Annotated in this window: 20 protein-coding genes and 2 tRNA genes; 13 read left to right on the top strand and 9 right to left on the bottom strand. The window is 64.9% G+C overall.

What is annotated here, in order from left to right; translation table 11 throughout:
* Positions 1 to 20: 20 nt before the first annotated feature.
* The 8 genes from AC1DDG_RS01875 to AC1DDG_RS01840 form a co-directional block, all read right to left on the bottom strand.
* Complete coding sequence (locus AC1DDG_RS01875; RefSeq protein ID WP_230116844.1) at positions 21 to 776, bottom strand: ABC transporter ATP-binding protein; 756 nt, start codon at positions 774 to 776, stop codon at positions 21 to 23.
* Positions 773 to 3568, bottom strand: a complete 2796-nt coding sequence (locus tag AC1DDG_RS01870) for an ABC transporter permease (RefSeq protein ID WP_476874747.1) — start codon at positions 3566 to 3568, stop codon at positions 773 to 775. Before AC1DDG_RS01870 ends, AC1DDG_RS01875 begins: the two co-directional genes overlap by 4 nt.
* Positions 3569 to 3770: 202 nt before the next feature.
* Entirely contained in the window at positions 3771 to 5360 is a 1590-nt protein-coding gene (gene serA / locus AC1DDG_RS01865) for a phosphoglycerate dehydrogenase (RefSeq protein WP_230116846.1), read from the bottom strand.
* A gap of 132 nt (positions 5361 to 5492) precedes the next feature.
* Positions 5493 to 6518 (bottom strand): ketol-acid reductoisomerase, encoded by a 1026-nt coding sequence (ilvC, locus tag AC1DDG_RS01860; protein WP_230116847.1) that lies wholly within the window; start codon positions 6516 to 6518, stop codon positions 5493 to 5495.
* Positions 6519 to 6604: 86 nt separating this feature from the next.
* A complete protein-coding gene (gene ilvN / locus AC1DDG_RS01855; RefSeq protein ID WP_230116848.1) occupies positions 6605 to 7117 on the bottom strand; it encodes an acetolactate synthase small subunit in 513 nt (170 codons plus the stop codon).
* A gap of 2 nt (positions 7118 to 7119) precedes the next feature.
* Positions 7120 to 9027 (bottom strand): acetolactate synthase large subunit, encoded by a 1908-nt coding sequence (locus tag AC1DDG_RS01850; protein WP_230116849.1) that lies wholly within the window; start codon positions 9025 to 9027, stop codon positions 7120 to 7122.
* Positions 9028 to 9434: 407 nt separating this feature from the next.
* Entirely contained in the window at positions 9435 to 11156 is a 1722-nt protein-coding gene (gene ilvD / locus AC1DDG_RS01845) for a dihydroxy-acid dehydratase (protein ID WP_476874746.1), read from the bottom strand.
* Positions 11157 to 11302: 146 nt separating this feature from the next.
* Positions 11303 to 12223, bottom strand: coding sequence for a LysR family transcriptional regulator (locus AC1DDG_RS01840; protein WP_476874745.1), 921 nt, complete (start codon positions 12221 to 12223; stop codon positions 11303 to 11305).
* Between the two features lie 154 nt (positions 12224 to 12377).
* Here AC1DDG_RS01840 and AC1DDG_RS01835 point away from each other — a divergent pair, with 154 nt between their 5' ends.
* The 5 genes from AC1DDG_RS01835 to AC1DDG_RS01815 all read left to right on the top strand — a co-directional run bounded on the left by AC1DDG_RS01835 (position 12378) and on the right by AC1DDG_RS01815 (position 15789).
* Positions 12378 to 13406 (top strand): sunset domain-containing protein, encoded by a 1029-nt coding sequence (locus AC1DDG_RS01835; RefSeq protein ID WP_476874744.1) that lies wholly within the window; start codon positions 12378 to 12380, stop codon positions 13404 to 13406.
* A 90-nt stretch (positions 13407 to 13496) separates the two neighbouring features.
* Positions 13497 to 14696 carry a PQQ-dependent sugar dehydrogenase gene (locus AC1DDG_RS01830; protein WP_476874743.1) on the top strand — a complete coding sequence of 400 codons (1200 nt, stop codon included), beginning with the start codon at positions 13497 to 13499 and terminating at the stop codon, positions 14694 to 14696.
* Between the two features lie 116 nt (positions 14697 to 14812).
* Positions 14813 to 14885, top strand: a tRNA-Lys gene (locus AC1DDG_RS01825).
* A 186-nt stretch (positions 14886 to 15071) separates the two neighbouring features.
* On the top strand, positions 15072 to 15410 hold the full coding sequence (locus AC1DDG_RS01820) for a hypothetical protein (protein WP_230116854.1): 339 nt from the start codon (positions 15072 to 15074) through the stop codon (positions 15408 to 15410).
* Between the two features lie 220 nt (positions 15411 to 15630).
* Complete coding sequence (locus tag AC1DDG_RS01815) at positions 15631 to 15789, top strand: hypothetical protein (protein ID WP_476874742.1); 159 nt, start codon at positions 15631 to 15633, stop codon at positions 15787 to 15789.
* A 13-nt stretch (positions 15790 to 15802) separates the two neighbouring features.
* On the opposite strand, the gene AC1DDG_RS01810 is transcribed toward AC1DDG_RS01815, so the two are convergent.
* Complete coding sequence (locus AC1DDG_RS01810; protein ID WP_230117041.1) at positions 15803 to 16285, bottom strand: MarR family winged helix-turn-helix transcriptional regulator; 483 nt, start codon at positions 16283 to 16285, stop codon at positions 15803 to 15805.
* A gap of 96 nt (positions 16286 to 16381) precedes the next feature.
* On the opposite strand from AC1DDG_RS01810, the gene bcp reads away from it, so the two are divergent.
* From bcp to AC1DDG_RS01770, 8 genes are all read left to right on the top strand, one after another.
* Positions 16382 to 16861: a thioredoxin-dependent thiol peroxidase gene (bcp, locus tag AC1DDG_RS01805; RefSeq protein WP_230116856.1), complete on the top strand. Its 480-nt coding sequence runs from the start codon at positions 16382 to 16384 to the stop codon at positions 16859 to 16861.
* A gap of 117 nt (positions 16862 to 16978) precedes the next feature.
* A tRNA-Leu gene (locus AC1DDG_RS01800) sits at positions 16979 to 17060 on the top strand.
* Between the two features lie 280 nt (positions 17061 to 17340).
* The gene (locus AC1DDG_RS01795) at positions 17341 to 18012 is read left to right on the top strand and encodes a fasciclin domain-containing protein (RefSeq protein WP_476874741.1); all 672 of its coding nucleotides are present in this window, start codon (positions 17341 to 17343) and stop codon (positions 18010 to 18012) included.
* A gap of 200 nt (positions 18013 to 18212) precedes the next feature.
* Positions 18213 to 19874 (top strand): ABC transporter substrate-binding protein, encoded by a 1662-nt coding sequence (locus tag AC1DDG_RS01790; protein WP_476874740.1) that lies wholly within the window; start codon positions 18213 to 18215, stop codon positions 19872 to 19874.
* Between the two features lie 78 nt (positions 19875 to 19952).
* On the top strand, positions 19953 to 21458 hold the full coding sequence (locus tag AC1DDG_RS01785) for a malate:quinone oxidoreductase (RefSeq protein WP_476874739.1): 1506 nt from the start codon (positions 19953 to 19955) through the stop codon (positions 21456 to 21458).
* 69 nt (positions 21459 to 21527) lie between these two features.
* Positions 21528 to 24749, top strand: coding sequence for an efflux RND transporter permease subunit (locus AC1DDG_RS01780; RefSeq protein WP_476874738.1), 3222 nt, complete (start codon positions 21528 to 21530; stop codon positions 24747 to 24749).
* Positions 24750 to 24933: 184 nt separating this feature from the next.
* The gene (locus AC1DDG_RS01775; protein WP_476874737.1) at positions 24934 to 26082 is read left to right on the top strand and encodes an LLM class flavin-dependent oxidoreductase; all 1149 of its coding nucleotides are present in this window, start codon (positions 24934 to 24936) and stop codon (positions 26080 to 26082) included.
* Positions 26082 to 26546 (top strand): MarR family winged helix-turn-helix transcriptional regulator, encoded by a 465-nt coding sequence (locus AC1DDG_RS01770; protein ID WP_476874736.1) that lies wholly within the window; start codon positions 26082 to 26084, stop codon positions 26544 to 26546. The genes AC1DDG_RS01775 and AC1DDG_RS01770 overlap by 1 nt, the downstream gene beginning before the upstream one ends.
* Positions 26547 to 26571: the final 25 nt, after the last annotated feature.

The raw sequence follows: 26571 nt of genomic DNA, 5'->3' as shown, positions 1-26571 counted from the left end.
TTTAGTGCGGAGGGATGAATCTAGATCAGTTCGGTCAGCGTATCGCTCAGCCGGACCAGTTCGTGGTCATGTGAAGCAACGAGGACGGCAATCCCGTCGGACGTCGTGTCCTTAAGGATGCTGATGATGCGGTTGGCGGACGCGCGGTCCAGGCTGGCTGTGGGCTCATCCACTACCAGGACGCGTGTTCCCAGAATCAGGGCCCGGGCAATGGCGACGCGCTGGCGCTCACCGCCGGAGAGCTGGGCTGGGCGGTGCCTCATCCGGCGGCCAAGTCCCACAAGATCCAAGAGGTCCTTGGCCATGTCGCGGCGCTTATCCACTTCACCGTCCGGGACTGCGGGCAGCAGGACATTTTCAAGGGCACTCATGCCGTCGATCAGCGCCCCGCCCTGGTCGACGTAGCCGATCAGGGCACGCCGGCGGTCAGCAATCTCGTCATCGCCCATGCTTTCGAGCGACTGCCCCTCCCACAGCACCCGGCCCGACGTCGGCAGGGTGAGTCCCGCGCCCACGGTCAGGATGCTGGTCTTGCCGGAGCCGCTTCGGCCGGCGACGCAGTGCATCTCACCTGCGTGGAGCGTCAGGTCGAAGCCCTCCACCACGCTGACGGCGTCGGCTCCGCCTTTTCCGCCGCCGTAGCGGATGGTGATGTTGCTCAGCTCGAGCGGGGTACCGTGATCGGCGGCCTTGACGAGGGTGTTGGCGCGCGTCTGGAGCGAGCCCTCGCCGTCGTCGTTCCCGCGCGCCCGGCGAAGGTTAAGGTCGTTGGTCATTGGACTACTTTCGTTGCAATCGGAATCCAGCAAAGTACGGCCACGAGCCCGGCCACGGCGGCCCAGAGCGCGGCATAGGGGGCCAGGAGCAGCCCCACGCCCAGGGCGCCCAGCACGCCCAATGGCACAGCCACCGCGCCCACCAGGGCATTTTCGAAGAAACGGACCTGGCCCAGCATGTCGGGGTTCCAGCCCATGGCCTCAAGGGTGCCCAGGTACTGGCGCTTGGCCTGCAGTTCAAAGCGGCCGGTGACGAGCGTCAGCAGGAGTCCCACCGCAACTCCGGAGAGGCCCAGGACGATGCTTGGCAGGGCGACGCTGGCAGCAGCCAGGCCGCTCAGTGCGCTGGCGCCGGCGGCTCGCGGGATGTCGATCAGCAGGGCGATCAGGCCGCCCACTGCTGCACCGAACACTCCGACCGCCACGGCAAGCGAGATGGCATTGAAGCGGTTGGTGCTCAGCTGCCGGTTTGCGAACGTCAGGGGCGAGTCGACGGCGATGAGCCGCTCGTCATGCTGGGGTTCCTGGTCGATCTCCTCGCGGTGGCGGAGCTGCTGGGCTGCAAAGAAGGCCGCGGCCGCATACAGGAACAGCACTGACGCCGAGACAATCACCGTGGCGAGGTTCCAGCTCAGCAGGCTCAGGACGATACCCGCGACGGCCAGAAGCCCGGCGCCGACGGCAAATTCCTCCAGCACCCACGAGCGGATCCGCCGCTGGGTCCAGCCCATGGCCCGCAGGGTGCCGGCCTCGCGGCGGCGCTGCCGGACGTAGCTGACGGTGGAGGCGCCTGTCAGCAGCGCAGCGCCGCAGAGGGTTAGGAAGAGAAGTGTGAGGTTGGTGGCGGTCAGCGAGCCGGACACGGCGTCGGCAGCATCCTGCCTGACCCATGACTGCTGGACGGTGCCCAGCGCAGATTCCTTGCCGGCGTCGTCCTTGGAGTAGCCGGGGACGAAGATGTTGGCGTCCTCGCGCGCAGAGCCGGCCACGATGGTGGCCTCAAGGCCCATGTCCCGGATCTCGTTGGCGAGCTTTTCAACCTCCGGCTGGGCCTGCTTCCAGCTTCCAGCCGCGCTGGCCCGGACGCGCACGGCGTCGATGACCGAGGTGTTCTTCTCGAAGCCGCGTGCGGCCGCGAGACCGTAGAAGTCCGTGATCGCGCCGGCCGACTGGCTGACCAGCCCGGTGGCACTGAGTGACGGCTTGAGCGTGGTGTCCTGGACATCCTTGCCCTGGGCGTCCTTGGTCAGCGTCAGCGGAGTGGGGTCGTAGCCGCCCAGCGGAAGCCTGTTCACATCCCCAGCCGCTTCTTTGACGGCGGCGGGGTCGAACGTCCCGTAGACCATGGCCAGGGGTGCGGCGAGCTTCTTCCCCGTTTCGAGGTTGTCCCGGTAGGAGCGCTCATCGACCGGATTGCGCTGGGTCTGGTCCACCGGTTCCCCGGCCGCTGTCTTCTCCGGAAGACGGTTGACGGTGACCCACTCGCCCGGCGTTGCCGTCTTGTCGACAGCACCGTTGCCCGCGGTGGAGCCATCCGTGTACTTGGGAGCGGACGCGAAGTTCGTGCTCCAGGTGGCAGGCGTGTAGAGGCCGCGGCTGAAGTTCGACGAGTTCCCCAGCAGCTTGGAGTAATCGGTGGATCCCGGCCAGGCGAGCGCAAAGGGCGATTTGGAGACGAACGGAAGGTAATCCTTGTCCAGGGACCGGTCCACCGTCCCGACCTCTTTGACCACGTTCCCGGAGTCATCGATTTCCTCGATCTTCACCGAGTACTTCAGGTCAACGGACGTGCCCGAGCGGACAATCAGGGGTATGGCCTGGGAATCCTCGGTCAGCTGGCCGTTCAGTTTGGCCTGCTGGTACTGGGTCATCAGCGGCGCCCAGTACTTGAGCTTCACGCCCAGGAAATCGGGCCCCTCCTCGAGTTCCTTCATGCCGATGCCGGTGGTGAAGAGGCTTTCGAAGTGGCGTCCGATCGCGCCCGCGTTGCGGGCGTCGGCCGGCGGTGCCTTCTCCAGCGGGGCAAGGAAGTCGCCGGCGGTTCCCAGCAGTGCGCGCTCCGAAACGGGGTCGACGGCGACCACAGACTCGGTGACCTCCGGCGCCATGGGCAGGGCTACGGAGAGGTTGAAGAGGTTGTGCTCGGATCCGCCCGCGGGTGCCGGGAACTTGATGCCCGTCTCACCCTCGGGTCCGGCAATGCGGATGCTCTTGCCGCCGGCGGCCTGTTCTTCGACGAGTCGGGCCTTGCCGAGGGATCCTTCCGCAGTGGACTTGAAGAGAGTCTGCTCGGAAGCGCCGTCGGAACTGGTGGCGCTGGCCGTCAGCCGGTACTTCTTGGGGGTAGCGCTGAGGACCGACTGTGAGGCCGGCCACTTGCTGGGATCTGTGCCGCCCGGCTGGCTTGCCGTAGCCGTGCCCACCAGCCCGGCGTTGAAGCCGAGGTAGTCCATGGCCTCAAGCCGCGGGGCTTCCAGGTTCTGGGTGACGCGGGAGACCAGGCTGATGGGGGCTGCGACCGAGGTGCCCGAGAGGTCCCTGATGCCCTGCAGCTGGCCGAAGCTGATGCCGCCCTGGCCGTTGGCGATCTCCGGCTGCATCAGTGCACCCCCGGAACCCGCCTTGGCCTGGACCAGGATGTCATAGAGCCCGCGCGAGTTTTCGTCCACGGTCCGGTTCAGCGCTGCCTGCGACTGGTTCTGGACGAGGACGGACAGGCACATGGCGGCGATCAAAATGGCAGCGGTCAGCAGCAGCACTTTGCTTCTGATGAACCTCTGGACGGCGTTCATTGGGCTCCCTGAAACCTGGATTGCGTGCGCACGACTCGATCACCTTTGGAGGTGGAGGTTTCCCTTGCGGGCGTGCAAAAAGTATTGGCCGGTCTGCCGGCAAGATCCTTAATTCGGACCTAGCCATTGTACGCAGACCGGCCAATCATATTTAGCCGGGGTGTTCTCCCTGCCGCGCAGAGTTCACCCCGGGGCGGGATCCCTAGTCCTCGAGATCCACTTCGCGCACCATTTCCGCACCGATGCCGGCCTTGATGGCATCCAGCACCTGCTGCGGGACGGAGCTGTCGATGGTGAGCAGCGCCAGCACCTGGCCGCCCTCTGCCTGGCGTGCCACCTGCATGCCGCCGATGTTGATGTTGTTCATACCCAGGATGTGGCCGATCGTACCGATGACGCCGGGCCTGTCAGCGTAGGACACCACCACGAGGTGTTCGCTGATGGGGATTTCGACGTCGTAGCCGTTGACGCCAACGAGCTTCTGCACCTGCTTGGGGCCGGTCAGGGTGCCGGCAACGGAGATCTGGCTGCCGTCGCTCAGGGCTCCGCGCAGGGTCAGGACGTTGCGGTAGTCCTCGGCATCGGGAGTCGTGATGAGGCGGGTGTTGATGCCGCGCTGTTCAGCGATGACGGGCGCGTTGACGTAGGACACCTGCTCGGTGACAACGTCAGCGAAGATGCCCTTGAGGGCAGCGAGCTCCAGGACCTTGACGTCGAGGGAGGCGATCTCACCGGCAACCTCAACGTCGATCTGGGTCAGGGAGGCGTGGGTCAGGGCTGTGAAAATGCGGCCCAGCTTCTCGATCAGCGGGATGCCCGGGCGGACGTCGGGGGCGATCACGCCGCCGGCAACGTTGACCGCATCCGGCACGAGCTCACCGGCGAGGGCGAGTCGTACTGACCTGGCCACGGAAACGCCGGCCTTCTCCTGGGCTTCGTCCGTGGAGGCACCCAGGTGCGGGGTGACCACAACATTGTCCAGCTTGAAGAAGGGCAGGTCCGTGCTGGGCTCCTGGACGAAGACGTCCACTGCCGCGCCGGCGATCTGGCCGTCCTGCAGTGCCGCGTAGAGGGCTTCCTCGTCAACGAGTCCGCCACGGGCCACGTTGATGACGTAGGCCGTGGGCTTCATCTTGGTGAAGGCGTCAGCGCCGAGCATGCCGACCGTTTCGGGGGTCTTGGGCATGTGGATCGTCACGAAGTCCGACTGCGCAAGCAGCTCATCCAGGGTGACAAGCTTCACGCCGAGCTGGGCAGCGCGGGCGGAGGTGATGTACGGATCGTACGCGAGGATTTCCGTGTCGAAGCCCTGGAGCCGTGCGGCCACCAGGGCGCCGATCCGGCCCAGGCCGATGATGCCGATCTTCTTCTCGAAGAGTTCGATGCCCGTGTACTTGGAGCGCTTCCACTCACCGTCCTTGAGGGCGGCGCTGGCCTGCGGAATGTGGCGCGCCAGGCTCAGGATGTGGCCGACCGTGAGTTCGGCGGCGGAGACGATGTTGGACGTCGGGGCGTTGACCACCATGACGCCGGCCTGAGTGGCCGCCTTGATGTCAACGTTGTCCAGCCCGACGCCGGCGCGGGCGATGACCTTCAGGTTCTTCGCCGCTGCGATGGCTTCGGCGTCCACCTTCGTGGCGGACCGCACCAGGATGGCGTCGACGTCCGCAATGGCAGAGAGCAGCTGGGAGCGGTCGGCGCCGTCGGTCTGGCGGATTTCAAAGTCCGGGCCAAGGGCCTCGATTGTGGCGGGCGAAAGTTCTTCGGCGAGCAGTACTACGGGTTTTGACACGGCTGATCCTCTGCGTTGCAGTCCGGGGGATGAATTAAGTCTAGGCTGACGGAAAGGCCGGGCTCACATTGTTAAGTGTGAACCCGGCCTCACTGTCGCGTCCTGAAGGGCTCCTAAGCGAAAGCCTCAGCCCTAGCGGGCTGCAGAGCCTTCGACGTAGTCCTCGTCCTGCTGCTGCCAGGAGAACAGGGAGCGAAGTTCGCGGCCCACACCCTCGATCGGGTGCTGCTCTGCCTTTGCACGCAGTTCCTTGAATTCGGCGCCGCCATTGTCCTGGTCGTCAATGAAGCGCTTGGCGAAGGCACCGTTCTGGATGTCGGCGAGAACAGCCTTCATGTTTTCCTTCACCTCGGGGGTGATGACGCGCGGGCCGGAGACGTAGTCGCCGTACTCTGCGGTGTCGGAGACGCTCCAACGCTGCTTGGCAATGCCGCCTTCCCACATGAGGTCAACGATGAGCTTCAGCTCGTGAAGCACCTCGAAGTAGGCGATCTGCGGCTGGTAGCCGGCCTCGGTCAGGGTCTCGAAGCCGTACTGGACCAGCTGGGACACGCCGCCGCACAGGACGGACTGCTCGCCGAAGAGGTCCGTTTCGGTCTCTTCGGTGAAGGTGGTCTTGATGACACCGGCGCGGGTGCCGCCAATGGCCTTGGCGTAGGACTTGGCCAGCTCCCATGCGGAACCGGTGGCGTCCTGCTCCACGGCGATGATGTCCGGGATGCCACGGCCGGCTTCGAACTCGCGGCGCACCGTGTGGCCGGGAGCCTTCGGGGCGATCAGGATGACGTCGACGCCCTCCGGAGCCTCGATGTAGCCGAAGCGGATGTTGAAGCCGTGTGCGAAGGCCAGGGCCTTGCCCGCGGTCAGCTTGTCCTTGATGGAGTCGTTGTAGATCGAGCGCTGGTGCTGGTCCGGTGCCAGGATCATGATGACGTCGGCCCATTCGGCGGCGTCGGCAACATTCTTGACCGTGAAGCCTGCTTCCTCGGCCTTGGCGATCGACTTCGAGCCTTCCTTGAGCGCGATGACAACCTCGACGCCGGAATCGCGCAGGTTCAGCGCGTGGGCGTGGCCCTGAGAGCCATAGCCGACAATGGCAACCTTGCGACCCTGGATGATCGACAGGTCGGCGTCGTCGTCGTAGAACATTTCAGTCACTGGGGTGTCTCCTTTGAGTGGATTCTTTATAGATGGTGGTCTGTGGTGCGGCAATGCCTAGGCATGCGCTGCAGGAAGGCTGTGCCTTAAGCGCTGCGCAACGCCCTGTCACTCATGGAGCGGGATCCCCGTCCAACGGCCAAGGTGCCGGACTGCACGATTTCGCGGATACCGAAGGGCTCGAGCACTGAGAGGAGTGCCGTGAGTTTTTCTGGGTGGCCGGTTGCTTCAATGACCACGGAGTCTGTGGAGACGTCGACCACTGAAGCACGGAACAGGTCTGCAGCCTGGGTCACCTGCAGGCGTGTTGCGGCATCCGCACGTACCTTGACCAGGATGTGGTCACGCTGTACGGAAGATTCTGAGGTGAGTTCAACAATCTTGATCACGTTGACCAGCTTGTTCAACTGCTTGGTGACCTGTTCGATCAGGTCACCGTCGGCGTCGACCACAACGGTCATCCGGGACATGCCCGGGACTTCCGTCGGGCCGACGGCCAGGGAATTGATGTTGAAGGCCCGGCGCGCGAAGAGGCTCGCGACGCGGGTCAGCACACCGGGCTTGTCTTCGACCAGAACAGACAGTGTGTGGCGGGGCATGTTCAGTCCTCCTCTTCCCATTCCGGGGTCATGTTGCGGGCAACCTGGATCTGGTCATTGCTGACGCCGGCGGGCACCATCGGCCACACCATGGAGTTAGGGCTGACAACGAAATCAATAACCACAGGGCGGTCGTTGATTGCCAGGGCCTTCTGGATCGTGGCGTCGATGTCCTCGTCGCGTTCGCAGCGGAAGGACGCACAGCCGTAGGCCTCGCCCAGCTTGACGAAGTCCGGGATCCGGACGGTGTCGTGGCCAGTGTTGAGGTCCGTGTTGGAGTAGCGGCCCTCATAGAAAAGCGTCTGCCACTGCCGGACCATGCCCAGCGAGGAGTTGTTGATCACGGCGACCTTGATGGGGATCTTGTTGATGGCGCAGGTGGCCAGTTCCTGGTTGGTCATCTGGAAGCAGCCGTCGCCGTCGATGGCCCAGACCACACGGTCCGGCTCCCCCACCTTGGCGCCCATGGCTGCGGGAACCGCGTAGCCCATGGTGCCGGCGCCGCCCGAGTTCAGCCAGGCGTGCGGGCGCTCGTACTTGATGAACTGCGCGGCCCACATCTGGTGCTGGCCCACGCCCGCAACGTAGATTCCCTCAGGGCCCGTCAGCGCGCCGATGCGTTCGATGACGCGCTGCGGGGCGCTGAGACCGTCCTCGGGCTCGGTCCACCCCAGCGGGTACGTGTCCTTCAGGTTGTTAAGGAACGTCCACCAGTTCGCGAGGTCCGGCGTGCCCGCGGTCCCGAACAGGGTCCGCACCGCTTCGGTGAGCTCCGGGATGATCTCCTTGACGGAGCCCACAATCGGGACGTCGGCCGTGCGGTTCTTGGAAATCTCGGCGGGATCGATGTCTGCGTGGATCACCTTGGCGTTGGGCGCGAACGACTTCAGGATGCCGGTAACCCGGTCATCGAAACGGGCGCCGAGGGTGATCAGGAGGTCCGACTGCTGCAGGGCCGTCACGGCGGACACAGTTCCGTGCATGCCGGGCATGCCGACATGCTGCGGGTGCGAGTCCGGGAAGGCGCCGCGCGCCATGAGCGTGGTGACCACGGGGGCACCGGTCAGCTCCGCCAGCTCCATCAGTTCGGCCGAGGCGTGGGCCTTGACCACGCCGCCGCCGACGTACAGCACAGGCTTGCTGGCTGCCGCGATCAGTTTGGCCGCCTCGCGGACCTGCTTGTTGTGCCCGCGGACCACGGGACGGTAGCCCGGGAGATCGATTTTCGGCGGCCAGGAGAATGTCATCTGGCCCTGCTGGGCGTCCTTGGCAACGTCTACAAGGACGGGTCCCGGCCGGCCCGTCGAGGCGAGGTGGAAGGCCTCAGCCATGACATGGGGGATGTCGTTGGGGTCCGTGACCAGGAACGAATGCTTGGTGATCGGCATGGTGATGCCGACGATGTCCGCCTCCTGGAAGGCATCGGTCCCGATGACTCCGCTGGACACCTGGCCGGTGATGGCCACGAGCGGGACGGAGTCCATGTGGGCATCCATGATGGCGGTTACGAGGTTGGTGGCACCGGGGCCCGAGGTGGCGATGCAGACGCCCACCCGCCCGGTGACCATGGCATAGCCTTGCGCGGCGTGGCCGGCTCCCTGTTCGTGACGGACCAGAACGTGGTTCATTTTGGAGGCCATCAGAGGGTCATAGGTGGGCAGGATCGCGCCACCGGGTAAACCGAAAATATCGTCGACGCCGAGTTCTTCGAGCGAGCGGACAATAGCTTGCGAGCCGGTCATCACCGTTGGGGGTACAACGTTGTTCGGCCCGAGGACAGGAGAGGCGGTTGCAGCAGTGTCGACGCCGACGGCGGTTTCAGCCGTCCGGTCGGCGCGTTCCGGAGCCTTGGGGGCTCCAGCGGACTTAGTAGCCATCAGCGAGGGGCTGATCGGCGATCCTTTGCTCATCGGACTCTTCCTTAGTGAATCTTGAATTGGGGCGGTGCTACATGAAAGCTGAAACTGCTGTCACGCTGGAAAATAAAAAAACCCCTCAGCCTGGCGGCTCTTCGAGGGGTTGCGCGTGACAGTTCGTTACCAGTCGGGCTATGGAGCCACGCGCTTGGTAAGTACGACGACGGCGCCGACGGTAACGAATGCGATCATGCGTTCAGTTTTCCCTCTGGTGGGATGCGTGTCAACGAAGCTGACCGCCGTCTCACCATTTGGACTTCATTGTCCATCAACCGAACATCCCGGTCCGGTCACTTCTCGCTCCTGCCCCCGGCGAACGGCGCAAACGCCGATCGCCAGGGACCTAACGGAGCTTCCTCATTAAGCCCTGCCGCCCTAACGGCGACGGGCTCAACTTTGTGTCACCCGCAGTATGCTCCGGTGGAGGCGCTGTGCACCAGCTTGGCGTACTTGGCCAGGACGCCCTTGGTGAACTTGGCCGGAAGCGGTTCCCAGCCGATCTTGCGGGACTCGAGTTCGGCGTCGTCGACCAGAAGATCGAAGCTCCGGGCAGCGATGTCCACACGGATACGGTCACCGTCCTTGACGAAGGCGATGGGGCCGCCGTCGACCGCTTCGGGGGCAACGTGGCCGATGCACAGGCCGGTGGTGCCGCCGGAGAAGCGGCCGTCGGTCAGGAGCAGGACGTCCTTGCCGAGGCCCGCACCCTTGATGGCTCCGGTGATGGCGAGCATTTCGCGCATGCCGGGGCCGCCCTTCGGTCCTTCGTAGCGGATCACCACGACGTCGCCCGCCTTGATCAGGCCCTTGTCCAGCGCGTCCAGGGCGCCCTGCTCGCGCTCGAATACCCGCGCGGTGCCTTCGAAGACGTCGGCGTCGAAGCCGGCGCTCTTCACCACGGCACCCTCAGGAGCCATGGAACCGTGCAGGATGGTGATTCCACCGGTCTTGTGGATCGGGTTGTCCAGCGCACGGAGGATCTTGCCGTCCAGGTCCGGCGGGTTGATGGCAGCCAGGTTCTCCGCCACGGTCTTGCCCGTGACGGTGAGGCAATCGCCGTGCAGCAGGCCGGCGTCCAGCAGTGCGCGCATGATGACCGGCACGCCGCCGATCTTGTCGACGTCGGTCATGACGTAGCGGCCGAACGGCTTCAGGTCACCCAGGTGCGGGATCTTGTCGCCGATGCGGTTGAAGTCATCCAGGGTCAGCTCGACCTCGGCTTCGCGGGCGATGGCCAGCAGGTGCAGCACGGCGTTGGTGGAGCCGCCGAAGGCCATGGTCACGGCGATGGCGTTCTCGAACGCCCTCTTGGTCATGATGTCCCGGGCGGTAATGCCCAGGCGCAGCAGGTTCACCACTGCCTCGCCGGACTTGCGGGCAAACTCATCGCGGCGGCGGTCTGCCGAGGGCGGCGCCGCGGAACCCGGCAGGGACATGCCCAGGGCTTCGCCGATGCAGGCCATGGTGTTGGCCGTGTACATGCCGCCGCAGGCGCCTTCGCCCGGGCAGATGGCCTTTTCGATGCGGGTCAGGTCTTCGAGGCTCATCTTGCCGGCAGCGCAGGCGCCGACGGCCTCAAAGGCGTCGATGAGGGTGACTTCCTTTTCGGAGCCGTCCTCGAGCTTGACCCAGCCCGGCATGATGGAGCCGGCGTACAGGAAGACGCTGGCCAGGTCCAGGCGCGCGGCCGCCATCAGCATGCCGGGCAGCGACTTGTCACAGCCGGCCAGCAGAACAGAGCCGTCGATCCGCTCGGCCTGCATCACCGTTTCCACGGAGTCAGCAATGACCTCGCGGGAGACCAGGGAGAAGTGCATGCCCTCGTGGCCCATGGAAATGCCGTCGGAAACGGAGATCGTGCCAAACTGCATCGGGAACCCGCCGCCGGCGTGGACGCCCTCCTTGGCGCCCTGGGCCAGCCTGTTCAAGGAAAGGTTGCAGGGAGTGATCTCGTTCCACGAACTCGCGACACCGATCTGCGGCTTGGCGAAGTCGTCATCGCCCATCCCCACGGCCCGGAACATGCCACGTGCCGGAGCCGCGTGAATGCCATCGGTGACGACCCGGCTCCGGGGCTTGATGTCAGGCTTGTTGTCGGTTGCGATCTGGGTGTCCTCACTCATGGGTCAAAGTCTATGACTCCGGGAACCGCGCCAACGACCCGGAATGGCCGGTTAAGCGGGATTTCCGGAATATTTCGATCAGATAGTGGACTCACGTCTCAAATAATGGACTTCGCGGGCTCCCGGCGAGGGGCGCGTGGCGGCGGTCACACCTTTTCGAGGCCATCCGTGAGGGCCTTGGCTTCCGCCTTGAGCATGCCGAGGACACTCTGGATAGTGGTCCTTGCTGCCACCTCGGGCCGGGCAAGGGCCACGATGCTGCGGCGCGCCGTCACTCCGGTCAGGGGACGGAGAACGAATCCCCTGCCTTGATTTCCCAGCGAGGTATAGCGCGGGAGCAGCGATAGCCCATGACCCGAGCTCACGAGCGCCTCCAGGACCCGAAGATCGGCAAAGAGCTGGGCGCGTACTGCCGTGGTGCCCGCCTGTGCCTCGATCTGCTGCAGGACGGTATCAAACGGGAACCCCTCCGGAACTCCCATCCAGGGAAACCCCACCACGTCCCGCGCCGTCAGACTGGGCTTCGAAGCCAGCACGTGCCCGGACGGAATGGCCACATCCAACGGTTCGTTCAGTAACGGCACCACCACCAGGCCCCGCCGCGCAAACACCTCCGGCCCGTCCACGCTGTGGGCAAGAACGATGTCATAGTCCGCCGCCAGGCCAGCGAATCCCGCCACGCCGGGATCCTCCAAGTGGGCTTCAAAGCGGAGTCCGTCGATTTCCTTCACTCGGTGCAGGAGCCCCGGCAGGAGCATCTCCGCTGCGCTGGGGAAGAAGGCGGCCTTGACCTGCGTCTGCCAGCCCCGGCGGTACGTGTCCACCGTTGCCTCCGCCCTGGCCATCGCGACGGCGACCTCTGCCGCCGCCCGCGCCATCGCGGCGCCGGCTTCGGTGAGCCTCACGCCACGGCCCGACTTCTCCATCAGCACCACTCCGAGCTCGTCCTGAAGCGTCTTGAGCTGCTGCGAAACGGCTGAGGGCGTGACGCCCAGCGCCTCGGCGGTGGCACCCACCGAGCCGCGGTCCGCCAGTTCCCTGAGTATCCGGAGACGCTTGAAGTCCATGAAGCGAGGCTACGTCACGCCCCGCGGACTCCTGAACGCTGCTTATCGGTCTGCGCACAGCGCAGCCAGGCATTGACAAACCTAGACAGCCGTATTGACAGCGACGTACCGTCAAGCAACGGCAACCTCGCCTCGTGGACAGAAGGGTTTTGCTATGGAGTGGCTTATCTGGGTCATCGTCATCGTATTGATCATTGCCATCGTGTGGTGGCTGCTGAACCGCAACTCGGGCAAGACTGCAGGAAGCCGGGATCCAGCCGGGACCGACCAGGTAACGTCCTCTCCTTCAAGGGCCAGCGCTTCCATGGCGGGCGCTTCCGGCAGCAGCGCTTCAGCCGCGGCTCCCGCTGAGGCCGGGGCGACTGGTTTCGCCAACACAGCAGGCGCCGGAGAAGCCGCCCGGACCGAAGCGCCCTCCCCGGCCGGCGCACCACCCGTCCGGCCTGACTCTTCGCCGGCAGCCCAGGCCGACCCGGAGGACGTGGAACCCGACATTGAGTCCTGGGACGCCGCCACTTCACGCCCGCCGGCCGGCGCTCACGTTCCCTCCGGCGGCGACGTCGATGACTGGGACGATGACGAAGACAAAGCCGAATGGGACACACAATGGTCCGAAGCCGGATCAGCCGCGGCAACGCCCCAGCGCTCCGCGGAGTCCGCATCATCAGCTCCGGGCACCCCCGCGCATCACCCTGAGTACACCGAACAGCACGCCGCCACCCTGCCCGGAGCGGAGTCGGCCGCCGCCGAGACCCTGGATGCCGAGGCAGAAACCCAGCAGAGAATCCAGTCGTCAGCAGCCACCGAGGCCGCAGCGAGCCACGGTGCCGAACCCGTGGGCCACGAAACCATGAGCCCCCGGGCTGCTGGCGCGGGGGCCATGGCCAACGAACCGCACCAGACCAAGGCTGCTGAGGCCCCTGACACGTCGGCCGCGGCTGCAGCGCCCACCCATGAGGGTGCCGCGGGCGCACCCGGTCAACCCTATGGCGAGGGTTCGGCCGCATCTTCAGCGGACGGAAGCGGCCCCGAGGGCTTCACAGTGAAGGCCGATACCGGATCGATGACCTATTACGACGAGGACAGCTCCGGTTACAACGAGGCGAGTGCGGAGGTGTGGTTCCTCTCGCCTGCCCATGCCGAGGCTGCCGGTTTCCGCGCTCCGCGCCGGACCCGGCGCTGAAAGCCGGCAACTAACACCGGCAACTAACAGCGGTGGGCTGATCCCCCGTCCAGGACAGGCGGCAAAGTCATGATCACAGGCGGGGCGCGCATGGCATTGGCCAGCACCGCAGTCGCATCTTGCCTGCAGCCGGTCACAGGTATCGCTGCCGCTGTGGCCTTGGCGCTCATGCTTGCCGGCTGCACCGGGAACGGCGGCAGCGCCCCGGACGGCAGCGGCGGCACGTCAACCGGCCCCTCTACGGGCACGGCCGCCGGTACCGTGCCGGGTCCGGGCGATAGCACGGCCGCCAGTCCCGGGAAAAACGGCGCAACAGGCTCGGGCGAGCCGCAGGTCAGCACCAAAATAGATGGCCTGCAGCTGCCTTGGTCAACGGTATTCCTGCCGGACGGAACAGCAGTCATCTCGGAGCGGGATTCCGCCCTCCTCAAATCCGTCAGAGATGGCAGAATCACCACCGTCGGCAAGGTTCCGGGAGTGGTCCCCGGCGGCGAAGGCGGGCTCCTGGGGCTGGCACTGTCCCCGGACTATGCCGCCGACCGCTTCATCTACCTGTACTTCACCGCGGCCGAAGACAACAGGATCGCCCGCCTTCGGATCGAACCGGAAGGGGCCGGTACGGGCAGCGGCCTGAGGCTGGGCGCTCCGGAAGTCATTTTCTCCGGCATCCCCAAGGCGTCCACCCACAACGGTGGCCGGATCCGCTTCGGCCCCGACGGCTTCCTCTACGTGGGTACGGGCGACTCACAGCGCCGCGAACAACCCCAGGACCGGAACGCTCTGGGAGGGAAGATCCTCCGGCTGACCAGGGACGGCGAGCCGGCACCGGGCAATCCGTTCCCCGGCAACCCCGTTTACAGTCTCGGTCACCGGAATGTTCAGGGCCTGGCATGGGACGCTCAAGGGCGTCTCTGGGCCAGCGAGTTCGGTCCGGATGTCAATGACGAACTGAATTTGATCCAGGCAGGCGGAAACTACGGATGGCCCGTGGTCACCGGGGCACCCCATCGCCCGGAATTCATCGACGCAAAAGTCGTGTGGCCCTCCACCGCCGAGTCTTCGCCCAGCGGACTGGAGATCGCTGGTACTACAGCCTATTTGGGAGCACTCCGCGGGCAGCGGATCTGGTCGGTGCGGCTCAATGGTGAAAATGCCGGCAAGCCTGTGGGCTATTTCACACAGCAGTATGGCCGCATACGGAACGTCTCGCTCGCTCCGAACGGGGACCTGTGGGCGCTCAGCAACAACGAAAACCCTGATTTCGCGCTGATTTTGAGCCTGCCGGGCTAAGCTCCGGCACCTTCATCCGCCCTGATTTCACACTGGCGAAAAGTTCGTGTAGAGTTTCATGTCGTTGCGGAGAACAACGCGGGAAGCAAAGCCCACGATTGAACGAAACAGCAGCTGCACCTCTAGCTCAATTGGCAGAGCAATTGACTCTTAATCAATGGGTTCCGGGTTCAAGTCCCGGGGGGTGCACAGATGAGAAACCCCGTCTTCACAGGCCGCGCGCCGTGAAGGCGGGGTTTCGTTTTGCCCGAAAAGTGTACCGACGGTGCGTCGCTCCGGCTCCGGCCATGGCAGCAGTTCATAACCGGGTCCCAATGAGACCGCGCACCGCCGCCCCTGCTTACAATCGATCGACGATCAACTACAGAGGGAAACATGAAGAAACTCATCACTGCCGCGCTCGCCGCCGGGCTCCTCCTCTCCGCTTCGGCCTGCAGCGCACCGAAATTGTCCACTGCGGAAACCTGCGATCGGGTCAAGACCGTTGTGTCGAACCCCGCGGCCAGCACAGGCAAGACCGGAATGATCCGCCTCGCCAACCAGATCCGGCCGATCGAAGCCGTGTCCTCTGATGACCTGCAGCCGGCGCTTCAGGCGATCCTGGACTACGCGGACGAGTCCGTGAAGGAGAACCCGGACGCTGAAAAGCTTAACGGGCTAAAGACCGAATATGAGAAGGCCGGCAGCACCTACAGCAAGTTCTGCAGCCAGTAGCAGTATCGGCCATTTCCAGCCGTACCCAACGGAGGGGCCGGATCGTGAACCGCACCCCGAAGGTTGGACTTGAAACTAGAGTCCGTGCTTCGGTGGTGCGGTTCACCGCTTTCGTAGGCGAGCCCAGGCTCGCCGACTATATGGTGACTCAGGCCGGCGGATCCGGGGCAGGCGCGTGTCACGCTCGCGGCCCGGGGTCGGGTTCGAATATCTTCTTGGTATGAGTGAGGAACGTCCCGGGGAGCTGACCGGGCAGATATCAATCAATGAGCTGCTCATCGCCATGGGCGAAGAGCCCGTCATCAGCATGATTGATCTCACCGTTCCGGACGACGCCTCATCCCTGACGGACGAGCAGCCCACACTGCCCGGACTCTGATTCAGAGGCTCTTTCAGTCGAAGGAGCTGGCCTCAACCTTGAGACCTGAGTCGACACTTGCCACGATGGCGGTGGTTGCCGGCGAGGCGAAACGGGTGGCCAGTTCCCGGACAACGGCCTGGAGTTCCTGCCGGAGGACGTCCGGATCGATGGACGCTGCGGCAAGCACTGACCGCTCCATGTCCGCCGCTGCAGTCACGGCTTCGGTCCCGCGGTCCGTAAGGGAGACAACGTGGCTCCGGCGGTCAGAGGTGCTGCGTTGGCGCACAATGTGACCGTGTGACTCCAGCCGGCTGAGCGTCTTGCCCATGGTCTGGGCCTGAACACGGACCAGCTGCGCCAGTTGCGCCTGTGTCATGGGTCCGTTGTTGTAGAGCACCTCAATAGCAATGACGCCGGCGTGGGTCAGGCCAATGGCCCCCAGTTTTTCGTTCCAGGAGTGTTCAACGAGACGTGCCGCCGTGGACAAGAGGCGCCCAGTGGGCCAGCGATCCATATCAGGCATACCAACAAGTATAGCCAAGTGTGGATTCGTCCCGGCGCAGCAGGCTTACTAAGCTGAAATGTCCCGCATGCAAACAAGGAGAATACTGTGGCTGAACGACTCAACCCCGGCGACGTCGCACCGGACTTCACACTGAAGGATTCCGAAGGAGCGGACGTCAGCCTGAGCGATTACCGCGGCCGAAACACCATCGTTTACTTCTATCCCGCTGCTGCCACCCCCGGATGCACCAAGCAGGCCTGCGACTTCCGGGACAGCCTGGCCTCCCTTCAGGCTTCCGGTTATGAGGTCCTGGGGATATCCCCCGACCCGTCCAGCAAGCTGGCCGCGTTCGCTGAAAGCGAAGGCCTGACCTTTCCCTTACTGTCCGACAACAGCCACGCCGTTGCCGAGGCCTACGCAGCGTGGGGAGAAAAGAAGAACTACGGGCGGACCTACGAGGGCCTCATCCGCTCGACCGTCGTGGTGGATCCGGACGGCAAGGTGGCACTCGCCCAGTACAACGTCCGGGCCACCGGCCACGTCGCCAAGCTGCGCCGGGACCTGAAGGTGGCGACAGACAGCTGACGGGACACGCTGCCGGCCGTAGAGCTGACTGAAGGCCCGCCCTGCTGACGGTACAATGGAGGCTGGCAATCGCCGTCGTACGTTTTCTGTTGCACAGAAGGCGGAAGGCGGAGCCGCGCGCGAGTGGTGAAATTGGCAGACACGCAGGATTTAGGTTCCTGTGCCTTCGGGCGTGGGGGTTCAAGTCCCCCCTTGCGCACAAAACTGGAACACGAAATTCCAGAAGCTAAACATCACAGGAATCCCGGACCGGGCGGTCCGGGATTCCGGCGTTTAAAGGGCACTTTGGCCGACGCATCCGCGGCGCCAGCGGGCCGCCCCAAAAAGATTTTCCAGGTTTACCCATCCACCGCCCGGCACCGGCCGAATACCCAGTGAGACACCAACCAAGGGTCGGTGCCCACAGTCGGAATAGGGCCAGGTGCGGGGTGAAAAGCCTTCCCCGCGGGCAATGATCGGCACAACCAAGGAGAATCGAAATGCAGTCATTCAAGCGCACAACTTTCACCGTCGCAGGTGTTGCAGCCGCGGCCCTGCTTAGCCTCACCGCCTGTGGCGGTTCGGCGACGGCCCCGAGCTCTTCTTCAGCGGCGGCAGAACCGTCCGCCTCCAGCATGGCGCCCTCCCCTTCGGAGAGCTCCTCGGCAGCAATGGACCCGGCAGCCAACCTGGTGGGTCCCGGCTGCTCCGCCTACGCTGCGAAGGTTCCCAGCGGTGCAGGCTCCGTTTCGGGCATGGCCCTCGATCCGGTTGCAGTCGCTGCCTCAAACAACCCGCTCCTGAAGACGCTCACCGCCGCTGTTTCCGGCAAGCTGAACCCGAAGGTGAACCTTGTGGACACCCTCAACGGCAGCGAGTTCACTGTCTTCGCGCCGGTGGACGACGCCTTCGCAAAGATCGATGCCGCCACCATCGAGACGCTCAAGAAAGACGATGCCCTGCTGAGCAAGATCCTCACCTACCACGTGGTTGCCGGCCAGATCACCCCGGACAAGATCGTCGGCACGCACAAGACGGTCCAGGGCGGATCAGTAACCGTCACCGGAAGCAAGGATGCGCTCAAGGTTGACGGTGCCAACGTGATCTGCGGTGGTGTCCAGACGGCGAACGCCACTGTTTACCTGGTGGACTCGGTGCTGATGCCCAAGTAGCCGCCCAAGGCTCCCGACGGTGGAGACTGGGACTCCGCCGGGACGGGGGAAGCCGTGGCCCGCGCCTGGAGGTGCGGGCCACGGCTTTTGCGCGTCCGGGGCGCTCCGCCCGTCAATTAGACTGGGAGGCGGGGCCAGCAGACCGCAGCCGCCCACGTGCAGCCAAGCAGCCCAGAGGTGATCATCGAGTGCCCAGCAGTATGACGCGACGCACGGCCATTAAGGCCGGTGCCGTTCTCCTGGGCTTGACGCTCACCTCCTGCACCGGTGAAGCCGCCCCGCCGCCGTCCTCCTCGGCCGCCACCCCCACGCCGTCGGTGAGCAACCCCACCGCGACGTTCAAGTTCGGCACTGCCTCACAGCCCCTGGGCCTTGACCCCGCCCTTGCCAACGACGTCGAATCCCAACGCGTCACCCGGCAGGTCCTTGAAGGGCTCGTGGGCGTCAACCAGACCACGGGCGAGCCGACGCCGCTGCTCGCAACCGAATGGACGGCATCCGCGGACGGCCGCTCCTATACGTTCAAGCTCCGCCCCGGCGTACAGTTCCATGACGGCTCGCTGTTCAACGCCGAAGCGGTCTGCACCAACTTCGAGCGCTGGTTCAAGTTCCCCGAAGCACTCCGGAGGCAGGCAGCGGGCAGCACCTTCAAGGGCGTCTTCAAGGAACATTCGGATCAAGCAAGCCTGTCCGTCTTTAAGGCGTGCAAGGCGCTGTCACCGCTGGTGGTCAGGATCGACCTCACGGAGCGGTTCACCGGTTTCCTCCAGGCGTTGACGCTGCCCGCCTTCGCCATCTCCTCCCCCAGGGCCCTCGCCTCGGGACGGGCCGACGTCCTCAGCCAGAAGCGCGGCAGCCAGGCGGTATCGGCCTACGCCACCCATCCGGTGGGCACGGGACCATACCGTTTCTCCGCCTGGGGCAGCACGAGTGTCACGCTGGTGAGCAACAAGCATTATTGGGGTGACCGCGGGCAGATCGCCACCATTCATTTCATCACCTACGACCATCCGCAGACGCGGCTCCAGGCACTGCTTGACGGCAAGATCGACGGCTACGATGCCGTGACGGTTGGAAACTTCGACCAGCTCGTCAAGCGCGGAAAGCAAATCATCCAGCGTGACCCCTTCTCGGTGATGTACCTCGGCATGAACCAGGAAGTGGCCGTGCTGCAGGATCTCAAAGTCCGGCAAGCCATTGAACTGGCAATCGACAAGGACACCCTCATCCGGCGGTTCTTCATCGACAACACGGCGCAGGCTTCCCAGTTCGTCCCGCCGAAGCTCAGCGGCTTCAACAACAACGCGCCGGCCCTCGGCCATGACCCGGCCAAGGCCAAAGAGCTGCTGGCCGAGGCAGGTTATAAGGGCCAGCCGCTCAAGTTCTATTACCCCATGAACGTCACCCGGCCCTACCTCCCCACTCCGGAGAAGATCTATGCCGAAATCAGCCGGCAGCTCACGGAAGTGGGCCTCAACATCCGGCCGGTTCCCGTTGATTGGACTGACGGATACCTTCAGAAGGTCCAGTCCCCGGGAGACCACGCCCTCCACCTGCTCGGCTGGAACGGCTCCTACTCCGATGCGGACAACTTCCTGGGCCCGCTGTTCGGCGAGAAGAACGGCGAGTTCGGGTACCAGGACCCGCAGGTCTTCTCCAAGATCAACCGCGCCCGCGGCCTGCCTGACGGCAAGGAGCGGACGGAGCAGTACCAGACGATCAACGCCCAGATCGCCGAGACCGTGCCTGCAGTCCCGATCGCGTTCCCCATTTCGGCGCTGGCCCTCTCCGACCGCGTCATCAGCTACCCCGCGTCGCCGGTATTAAATGAAGTTTTCACCAAGGTCCAACTGAGGCCTTGACGGACGGGGCCAATTTCAGTTAGTGGGCGGTGCGGGATATTCTGTGACAGCCAGAGCCGCTGCTATCGGAGACTGATTGTGACCTTCATTTCCAAGACCCAACATGCCGACGTCGTCCTGATTGGCGGCGGCATCATGAGCGCCACGCTGGGTGCCTTCATCAAGCAGCTAGAACCCAACTGGACCATTTCCCTGTTCGAGCGCCTCGACGAAGCCGGCCTCGAAAGCTCGGGACCCTGGAACAACGCCGGCACCGGACACGCCGCCCTGTGTGAGCTTAATTACTCGCCCGCAGCCAAAGACGGCTCGGTCGACCCCTCCAAGGCGCTGCACATCAACGAGCAGTTCCAGCTGTCCCGCCAGTTCTGGTCCCACCTTGTGACGAACTCGCTGATCGGATCCCCCAAGGGGTTCATCAACACGGTCCCGCACATGAGCTTCGTGATCGGCGAGGACAACTCCAGCTTCCTCAAGGCGCGCTACGACGCGCTCAAGCAGCACCCGCTGTTCCGCAGCATGGAGTACTCCGAGGACTTCGCCCAGATCGGCAAATGGGCTCCGCTCATCGTCGAGGGCAGGGATCCCCAGCAGCGCATTGCGGCGACGCGCGCCGCGGAGGGCACCGACGTCGACTTCGGTGCGCTGACCCGGGAGCTGACCACCTACCTGGGCAACAACGGCGTTGAGATCAATTACGGCCACGATGTCTCCGACATCAAAAAAGCGGCCGACGGCGGCTGGGACCTTTCGCTCAAGCACCCCGCGTCCGGGGAGCGCGGCAACATCCACGCCAAGTTCGTGTTTGTCGGGGCGGGCGGCGGGGCGCTCCACCTGCTGCAGGCCTCCGGCATCCCGGAAAGCAAGGGCTACGGCGGGTTCCCCGTGTCCGGCCAGTTCTTCCGCTGCACTGACGAGTCCCTCGCCTCCCAGCACAACGCGAAGGTGTACGGCCAGGCATCCGTCGGAGCCCCTCCCATGTCCGTTCCGCACCTGGACACCCGCTACGTCGGCGGCAAACGCTCACTCCTGTTCGGCCCGTACGCCGGCTTCTCGACGAACTTCCTGAAGAACAGCACCTGGCTTGACCTCCCGCTGTCCATCCGCCCCGGCAACATCATCCCGATGCTCGCCGTGGCCAAGGACAACATGGACCTCACGGCCTACCTGGTGAAGGAAGTGGCCAAGCGCCATGGGGCCAAGGTTGAGGCCCTCCGCGAGTACTACCCCGAAGCCAAGGACGGCGACTGGGAACTTATCACCGCCGGCCAGCGTGTGCAGATCATCAAGAAGGATCCGAAGAAGGGCGGTGTCCTCCAGTTCGGCACCGAGGTGATTGCTGCCCGTGACGGTTCCATCGGCGCTCTGCTCGGCGCATCGCCGGGCGCCTCCACCGCCGTGCCGATCATGATTGAGCTCCTGCAGAAGTCCTTCCCCAAGAACTTCAAGGGTTGGCAGTCCAAGCTGAAGGAAATGATGCCGGGCTACGGAGTCAAGCTCAACGACAACCCGGAGCTGGCAGCGGAGCTCGAAAAGGCCACGGCCAAGGCCCTCCAGCTGGAAGCGACACCCGCAGTCAATCGCTAAGACCCTGGCCGGGTTGCGGCAGGCTCCACCACAGGCAACAGTCCGTCAACCCCTTCAGGAGACCAAGCAATGTTCCGGCTGGCCAGTCTTTCCCTCGGGAACCGCGCGCTGATTGCGCTGATCACCATTTTCGCGGCGGTGTTCGGCGTGATCACCATGTCCTCGCTGAAGCAGGAACTCATCCCGTCCATCGAGTTCCCGCGGATCACGGTGATCACGTCGATGCCCGGAGCCTCGCCGGAGGTTGTGGACAAGCAGGTCAGCCGTCCGCTCGAAACGGCGCTGAACAGCGTCGAGGGCCTGGAATCGACGTCGTCGACTTCGCGGAACGGCGTTTCGCAGATCAGCATGGTGTTTACCTACGGATCCAACCTGGACCGCGCCCGGAACCAGATCGACCGTGCCATTTCCAATGCCAAGCGCACGCTTCCAGAGGACGTCCAGCCGCAGGCCATCGCGGGCAGCCTGAGCGACTTCCCTATTGTTTTCCTGGCCGTCTCCTCCGACAAGCCCCTGAGTGAGCTGAATACCGATCTCCAGCGGCTGACCGTCCCGCGACTGCAAAAGCTCGACGGCGTCCGCGGCGCCGATGTGACCGGCGGAGCGAGCCAGCACATCCTGATCCTGCCGAGGACGGCCGGCATGGCATCCAGCGGCGCGACGGTCCAGTCGATCCGCAACGCAGTGACCAACAACGGGGACCTCGTCCCGGCCGGAACGATCGAGGACAAGGGCCAAAGCCTGTCGCTGCAGATCGGCAGCCCGGTGGACTCCGTCGCCGCCGTCAAGGCGCTGCCGCTCAGCGGCGCGAAGGACGGTGCCACGATCGGTACCGTGGCGGACGTCAGCATCAAGGACGACGTCCGGACCTCCATCACCCGGACCAACGGCAAGGAAACTCTAGCCATCTCCGTCACGAAGAAGCCCGAGGGCGACACCGTGGCGATCTCCCGCGCAGTCAAGGACGCCCTGCCCCAGCTGGAGGCCGAGCTCGGCTCGAACGCCAAGTTCACACCGGTGTTCGACCAGGCGCCGTTCATCGAGAAGTCCATCAAGGACCTCACCACGGAGGGCCTGCTGGGACTGGGCTTCGCCGTGGCAGTCATCCTTGTGTTCCTCATGTCGGTCCGGTCCACGCTCGTCACGGCCGTGTCCATCCCGCTGTCGCTCCTGATCACTTTCATCGGACTCTCCGGCACCGGCTATTCGCTGAACATCCTCACCCTCGGCGCGCTCACCATCGCCATCGGCCGGGTGGTGGATGACTCGATTGTGGTGATCGAAAACATCAAACGCCACCTCAGCTACGGCGAACCCAAGCTCACGGCCATTCTGACCTCCATCCGCGAGGTGGCGGGGGCGATCACCGCATCGACGCTCACCACGGTGGCCGTCTTCCTGCCCATCGCTTTTGTGGGTGACCTTGCCGGCGAGCTGTTCCGTCCCTTCGCGCTGACGGTCACCATTGCCCTCCTGTCCTCGCTGCTGGTTTCGCTGACGATCGTTCCGGTCCTCGCATACTGGTTCCTTAGGTCGCCGGCGGACGCTCGGACCGCCGGGGCAGCACCGCAGTCCGCCCGCGACATTGAGGCCCGGGCCCACGAGGCGGAACAGCGCAGCCTCCTGCAGCGCGGGTACCTGCCCATCCTGACCACAACGCAGAGACACCCGGTGCTGACGCTGATCGCCGCCGTCCTGGTACTGGGCGGAACCGCGGCCATGACTCCCCTGCTGGCCACGGACCTGCTGGGACGCTCCGGCGAGAACAGCATGACGGTGAAGCAGGAGCTTCCCGCCGGCACCAGCCTCCAGGACACCAGCACGGCGGCGCAGAAACTGGAGGACGTACTGCTCGGCATCGACGGCATTAAGGACGTCCAGGTGACGTCCGGCAATGCGCAGGCCGGCTTTACCGCACTGACTTCGTCGGGAGCCTCCAACTCCACGTTTACCGTCGTCACGGCAGAGAAGGCCAACCAGGCACAGCTTCAGGAGACGGTCCGCACCGAACTGGCAAAGGTCAGCGGATCCGGCAAGATCTCCGTGGGCTCCCAGCAGGGCGGCTTCGGTACGTCGTCCACCGTGGACATCACCCTTCGGGCCGCCACCTCGGCGGACCTCAAAAAAGCCAGCGACTCCTTGGTCCGGGCAATGGACGGTGTCCCCGGCAGTAACGAGGTCACCACCAACCTGGCCGCCAGCCAGCCCGTGGTCCAGGTCAAAGTGGACCGGGCCAAGGCGGTGGCTGCGGGCCTGAACGAAGAGCAGGTGGCCGGCGTCCTGGCGTCGACCATCAGCCCCGTCCCGGCGGGCACCGTGCGCATCGAAGCCGACGACTTCCCGGTCCGCATCGGCGAAGGCACACGTTTTACCAGCATCGCTGCCGTCCGTGCCATCCCGCTTCCGACCGCCCTCGGCCCCGTGCCGCTGAGCAGCATCGCCGCCGTCAACGCGGTGGACGTGCCGGTCTCCATCACCTCCAGCAACGGCCAGCGGACAGCGCAAGTCTCGGTCACGCCGTCGGGCGCTAACCTCGGTGCGGTGAGCGCCGAAGTCCAGAACCGGCTCAAGGCCGTGGACCTTCCGGCCGGCGTCACCGCCGAAATCGGCGGCGCCACCACCCAGCAGGCCGACTCCTTCCGCCAGCTCGGGCTCGCCCTGCTCGCAGCCATCGCCATTGTCTACGTGATCATGGTGGCCGCGTTCAAGTCCCTCATCCAGCCGCTGATTCTCCTCGTCTCCGTTCCCTTTGCGGCCACGGGCGCCGTTGCCCTGCTCCTCATTTCCAGGGTTCCGCTGGGGCTGCCGTCGCTGATCGGCATGCTGATGCTGGTGGGGATTGTGGTGACCAACGCGATTGTGCTGATCGACCTGATCAACCAGTACCGGAAACCACGGGCGGCCAACCCGGGCATGAACGTCGCCGATGCCATCACCCACGGTGCCCGGCAGCGTCTCCGCCCCATCCTCATGACTGCGCTGGCTACCGTGTTTGCGCTGACCCCCATGGCCCTCGGCATCACGGGCGGCGGCGGGTTCATCTCGCAGCCGCTGGCTATTGTGGTGATCGGCGGCCTGGTCTCCTCGACGGCGCTGACCCTGGTGCTGGTCCCGGTGCTGTACCGGCTGGTGGAGGGGCGCCGGGAGAAGAAGGCGCTCCTGCGCGAGCTGAAGCAGCGCCCCGGCTTCGTCGCGGCGGACGACGTCGACGCCGAGTTTGCAGACTGGACGACGGGCATGATCCCCAAGGTCAGCGGACGGCGGGCAGCACCCGGAGCCCCGGAAGAGTAAGACCGGCCCGTCCAAACCGTAACCGTGAAGCCGTCCTGAGCGATCAGGGCGGCTTCACTATTGCCCGGGACCTGCCGGGAATAACTTGCCGTGCTGAACGTTACAACAAGCGATAGATGCAAATGCATGTAAATCGGTTACAGTTGAAGTAAGCCAGGACAGTTCGGACAACGGAAGGCACATCATGCAGATCGGCGTATTCAGCGTCAGCGACATCACCCAGGACCCCACCACGGGCCGTACCCCCACCGAGAATGAGCGCATCAAGGCGTCGGTGGCGATCGCCCGGAAGGTCGAAGAAATCGGTATGGACGTCTACGCCATCGGCGAGCACCACAACCGGCCGTTTTTCTCCTCCTCACCCACCACCACGCTGGCGTACATCGCCGCGCAGACCGAGCGCATCACGCTCTCCACGGCCACGACGCTGATCACCACGAACGATCCGGTCAAGATCGCGGAGGACTTCGCGATGCTGCAGCACCTCGCCGACGGCCGCGTGGACCTGGTGCTGGGACGGGGCAACACCGCGCCCGTCTACCCCTGGTTCGGCAAGAACATCCAGGACGGCGTCGAACTCGCGATCGAGAACTACAGCCTGCTGCGCCGGCTCTGGGACGAGGACACCGTCAACTGGTCAGGCAAGTTCCGCACGCCGCTGCAGAACTTTACCTCGACGCCGCGCCCGCTCGACGGCGTAGCCCCCTTTGTGTGGCACGGCTCCATCCGCACGCCCCAGATCGCGGAGGTGGCGGCGTACTACGGCGACGGCTTCTTCGCTAACAACATCTTCTGGCCCAAGGAGCACTACCAGCAGCTGATCGGCCTGTACCGCGAACGCTACGAGCACTACGGGCACGGCAAAGCGGACCAGGCGATCGTGGGCCTCGGCGGCCAGTTCTTCATGCGGAAGAACTCGCAGGACGCCGTCAAGGAGTTCCGGCCGTACTTCGACAACGCCCCGGTCTACGGCCACGGCCCGTCCCTTGAGGACTTCACCTCGCAGACCCCGCTGACCGTGGGCAGCCCGCAGGAAGTCATCGAGAAGACCCTCACCTTCCGTGAGTTCTTCGGCGACTACCAGCGCCAGCTGTTCCTGATCGACCACGCCGGCCTCCCGCTCAAGACGGTCCTCGAGCAGCTTGACCTGTTCGGCGAAGAGGTCCTGCCCGTGCTGCGCAAGGAGTACGCCGCCCTGACGCCGGCCCATGTACCGGATCCGCCCACGCATGCCGCACGGGTCGCTGCACGGATGGCGGCCCAGGACGCGGCCTCGCACTCCGAAGCAGGCCAGGCTGCAGCTTCCTCCGCGTCCTCCGCGCTGGAGGCGTGATGCCCGCCCGGACTGCCCCGGCCGCCTCGCCGGTCAGGCTGGCTGCCGAGACCTGGGAATCCCTGTTCCGTGCCCAGGTTGCCGTGATGCGCCGGCTGCAGTCCGGGCCTGCGTTCAAGGACTTGGCAGTGAATGAATACGACGTCCTGTTCACGCTGTCGCGGTGCCCCTCCGGGTGGCTTCGCCTGAACGAGCTCAACGACAACGTGCTGCTGAGCCAGTCGAGCCTCAGCCGGCTGGTTGAGCGGCTGGAAAAGCGCGGCCTGGTGGAGCGGATGCCGGCTCCCAACGACGGCCGCGGTGTCCTGGTGAAACTCACGGACCAGGGGGCGCAGTTGCAAAAGCAGATCGGCCGCGAGCACGTCCGGGAAATCGCTGAGCTGGTCTCGCCGGCGCTGACGGCTGCGGAGCAGCGGGAACTGCTGAGGCTGACCGAGAAGCTGCGCACCTCGTTGCCGCGCTAGGGCCGCCGGCAGGTGCCAGCGGGCC

This window comes from Arthrobacter sp. 10L430 (assembly GCF_056395245.1).
The sequence above is the reverse complement of the archived record's forward strand: the minus strand, read 5'-3'. Positions and strand labels throughout refer to the sequence as shown.

Excerpts from the sequence above, each read along its gene's own strand:
- AC1DDG_RS01875 (WP_230116844.1), bottom strand. The coding sequence starts at position 776 with ATGACCAACGACCTTAACCTTCGCCGGGCGCGCGGGAACGACGACGGC.
- AC1DDG_RS01870 (WP_476874747.1), bottom strand. The coding sequence starts at position 3,568 with ATGAACGCCGTCCAGAGGTTCATCAGAAGCAAAGTGCTGCTGCTGACC.
- ilvN (WP_230116848.1), bottom strand. The coding sequence starts at position 7,117 with ATGCCCCGCCACACACTGTCTGTTCTGGTCGAAGACAAGCCCGGTGTG.
- AC1DDG_RS01850 (WP_230116849.1), bottom strand. The coding sequence starts at position 9,027 with ATGAGCAAAGGATCGCCGATCAGCCCCTCGCTGATGGCTACTAAGTCC.
- ilvD (WP_476874746.1), bottom strand. The coding sequence starts at position 11,156 with ATGAGTGAGGACACCCAGATCGCAACCGACAACAAGCCTGACATCAAG.
- AC1DDG_RS01840 (WP_476874745.1), bottom strand. The coding sequence starts at position 12,223 with ATGGACTTCAAGCGTCTCCGGATACTCAGGGAACTGGCGGACCGCGGC.
- AC1DDG_RS01835 (WP_476874744.1), top strand. The coding sequence starts at position 12,378 with ATGGAGTGGCTTATCTGGGTCATCGTCATCGTATTGATCATTGCCATC.
- AC1DDG_RS01830 (WP_476874743.1), top strand. The coding sequence starts at position 13,497 with ATGGCATTGGCCAGCACCGCAGTCGCATCTTGCCTGCAGCCGGTCACA.
- AC1DDG_RS01820 (WP_230116854.1), top strand. The coding sequence starts at position 15,072 with ATGAAGAAACTCATCACTGCCGCGCTCGCCGCCGGGCTCCTCCTCTCC.
- AC1DDG_RS01815 (WP_476874742.1), top strand. The coding sequence starts at position 15,631 with ATGAGTGAGGAACGTCCCGGGGAGCTGACCGGGCAGATATCAATCAAT.
- AC1DDG_RS01810 (WP_230117041.1), bottom strand. The coding sequence starts at position 16,285 with ATGGATCGCTGGCCCACTGGGCGCCTCTTGTCCACGGCGGCACGTCTC.
- AC1DDG_RS01795 (WP_476874741.1), top strand. The coding sequence starts at position 17,341 with ATGCAGTCATTCAAGCGCACAACTTTCACCGTCGCAGGTGTTGCAGCC.
- AC1DDG_RS01790 (WP_476874740.1), top strand. The coding sequence starts at position 18,213 with ATGACGCGACGCACGGCCATTAAGGCCGGTGCCGTTCTCCTGGGCTTG.
- AC1DDG_RS01780 (WP_476874738.1), top strand. The coding sequence starts at position 21,528 with ATGTTCCGGCTGGCCAGTCTTTCCCTCGGGAACCGCGCGCTGATTGCG.
- AC1DDG_RS01775 (WP_476874737.1), top strand. The coding sequence starts at position 24,934 with ATGCAGATCGGCGTATTCAGCGTCAGCGACATCACCCAGGACCCCACC.
- AC1DDG_RS01770 (WP_476874736.1), top strand. The coding sequence starts at position 26,082 with ATGCCCGCCCGGACTGCCCCGGCCGCCTCGCCGGTCAGGCTGGCTGCC.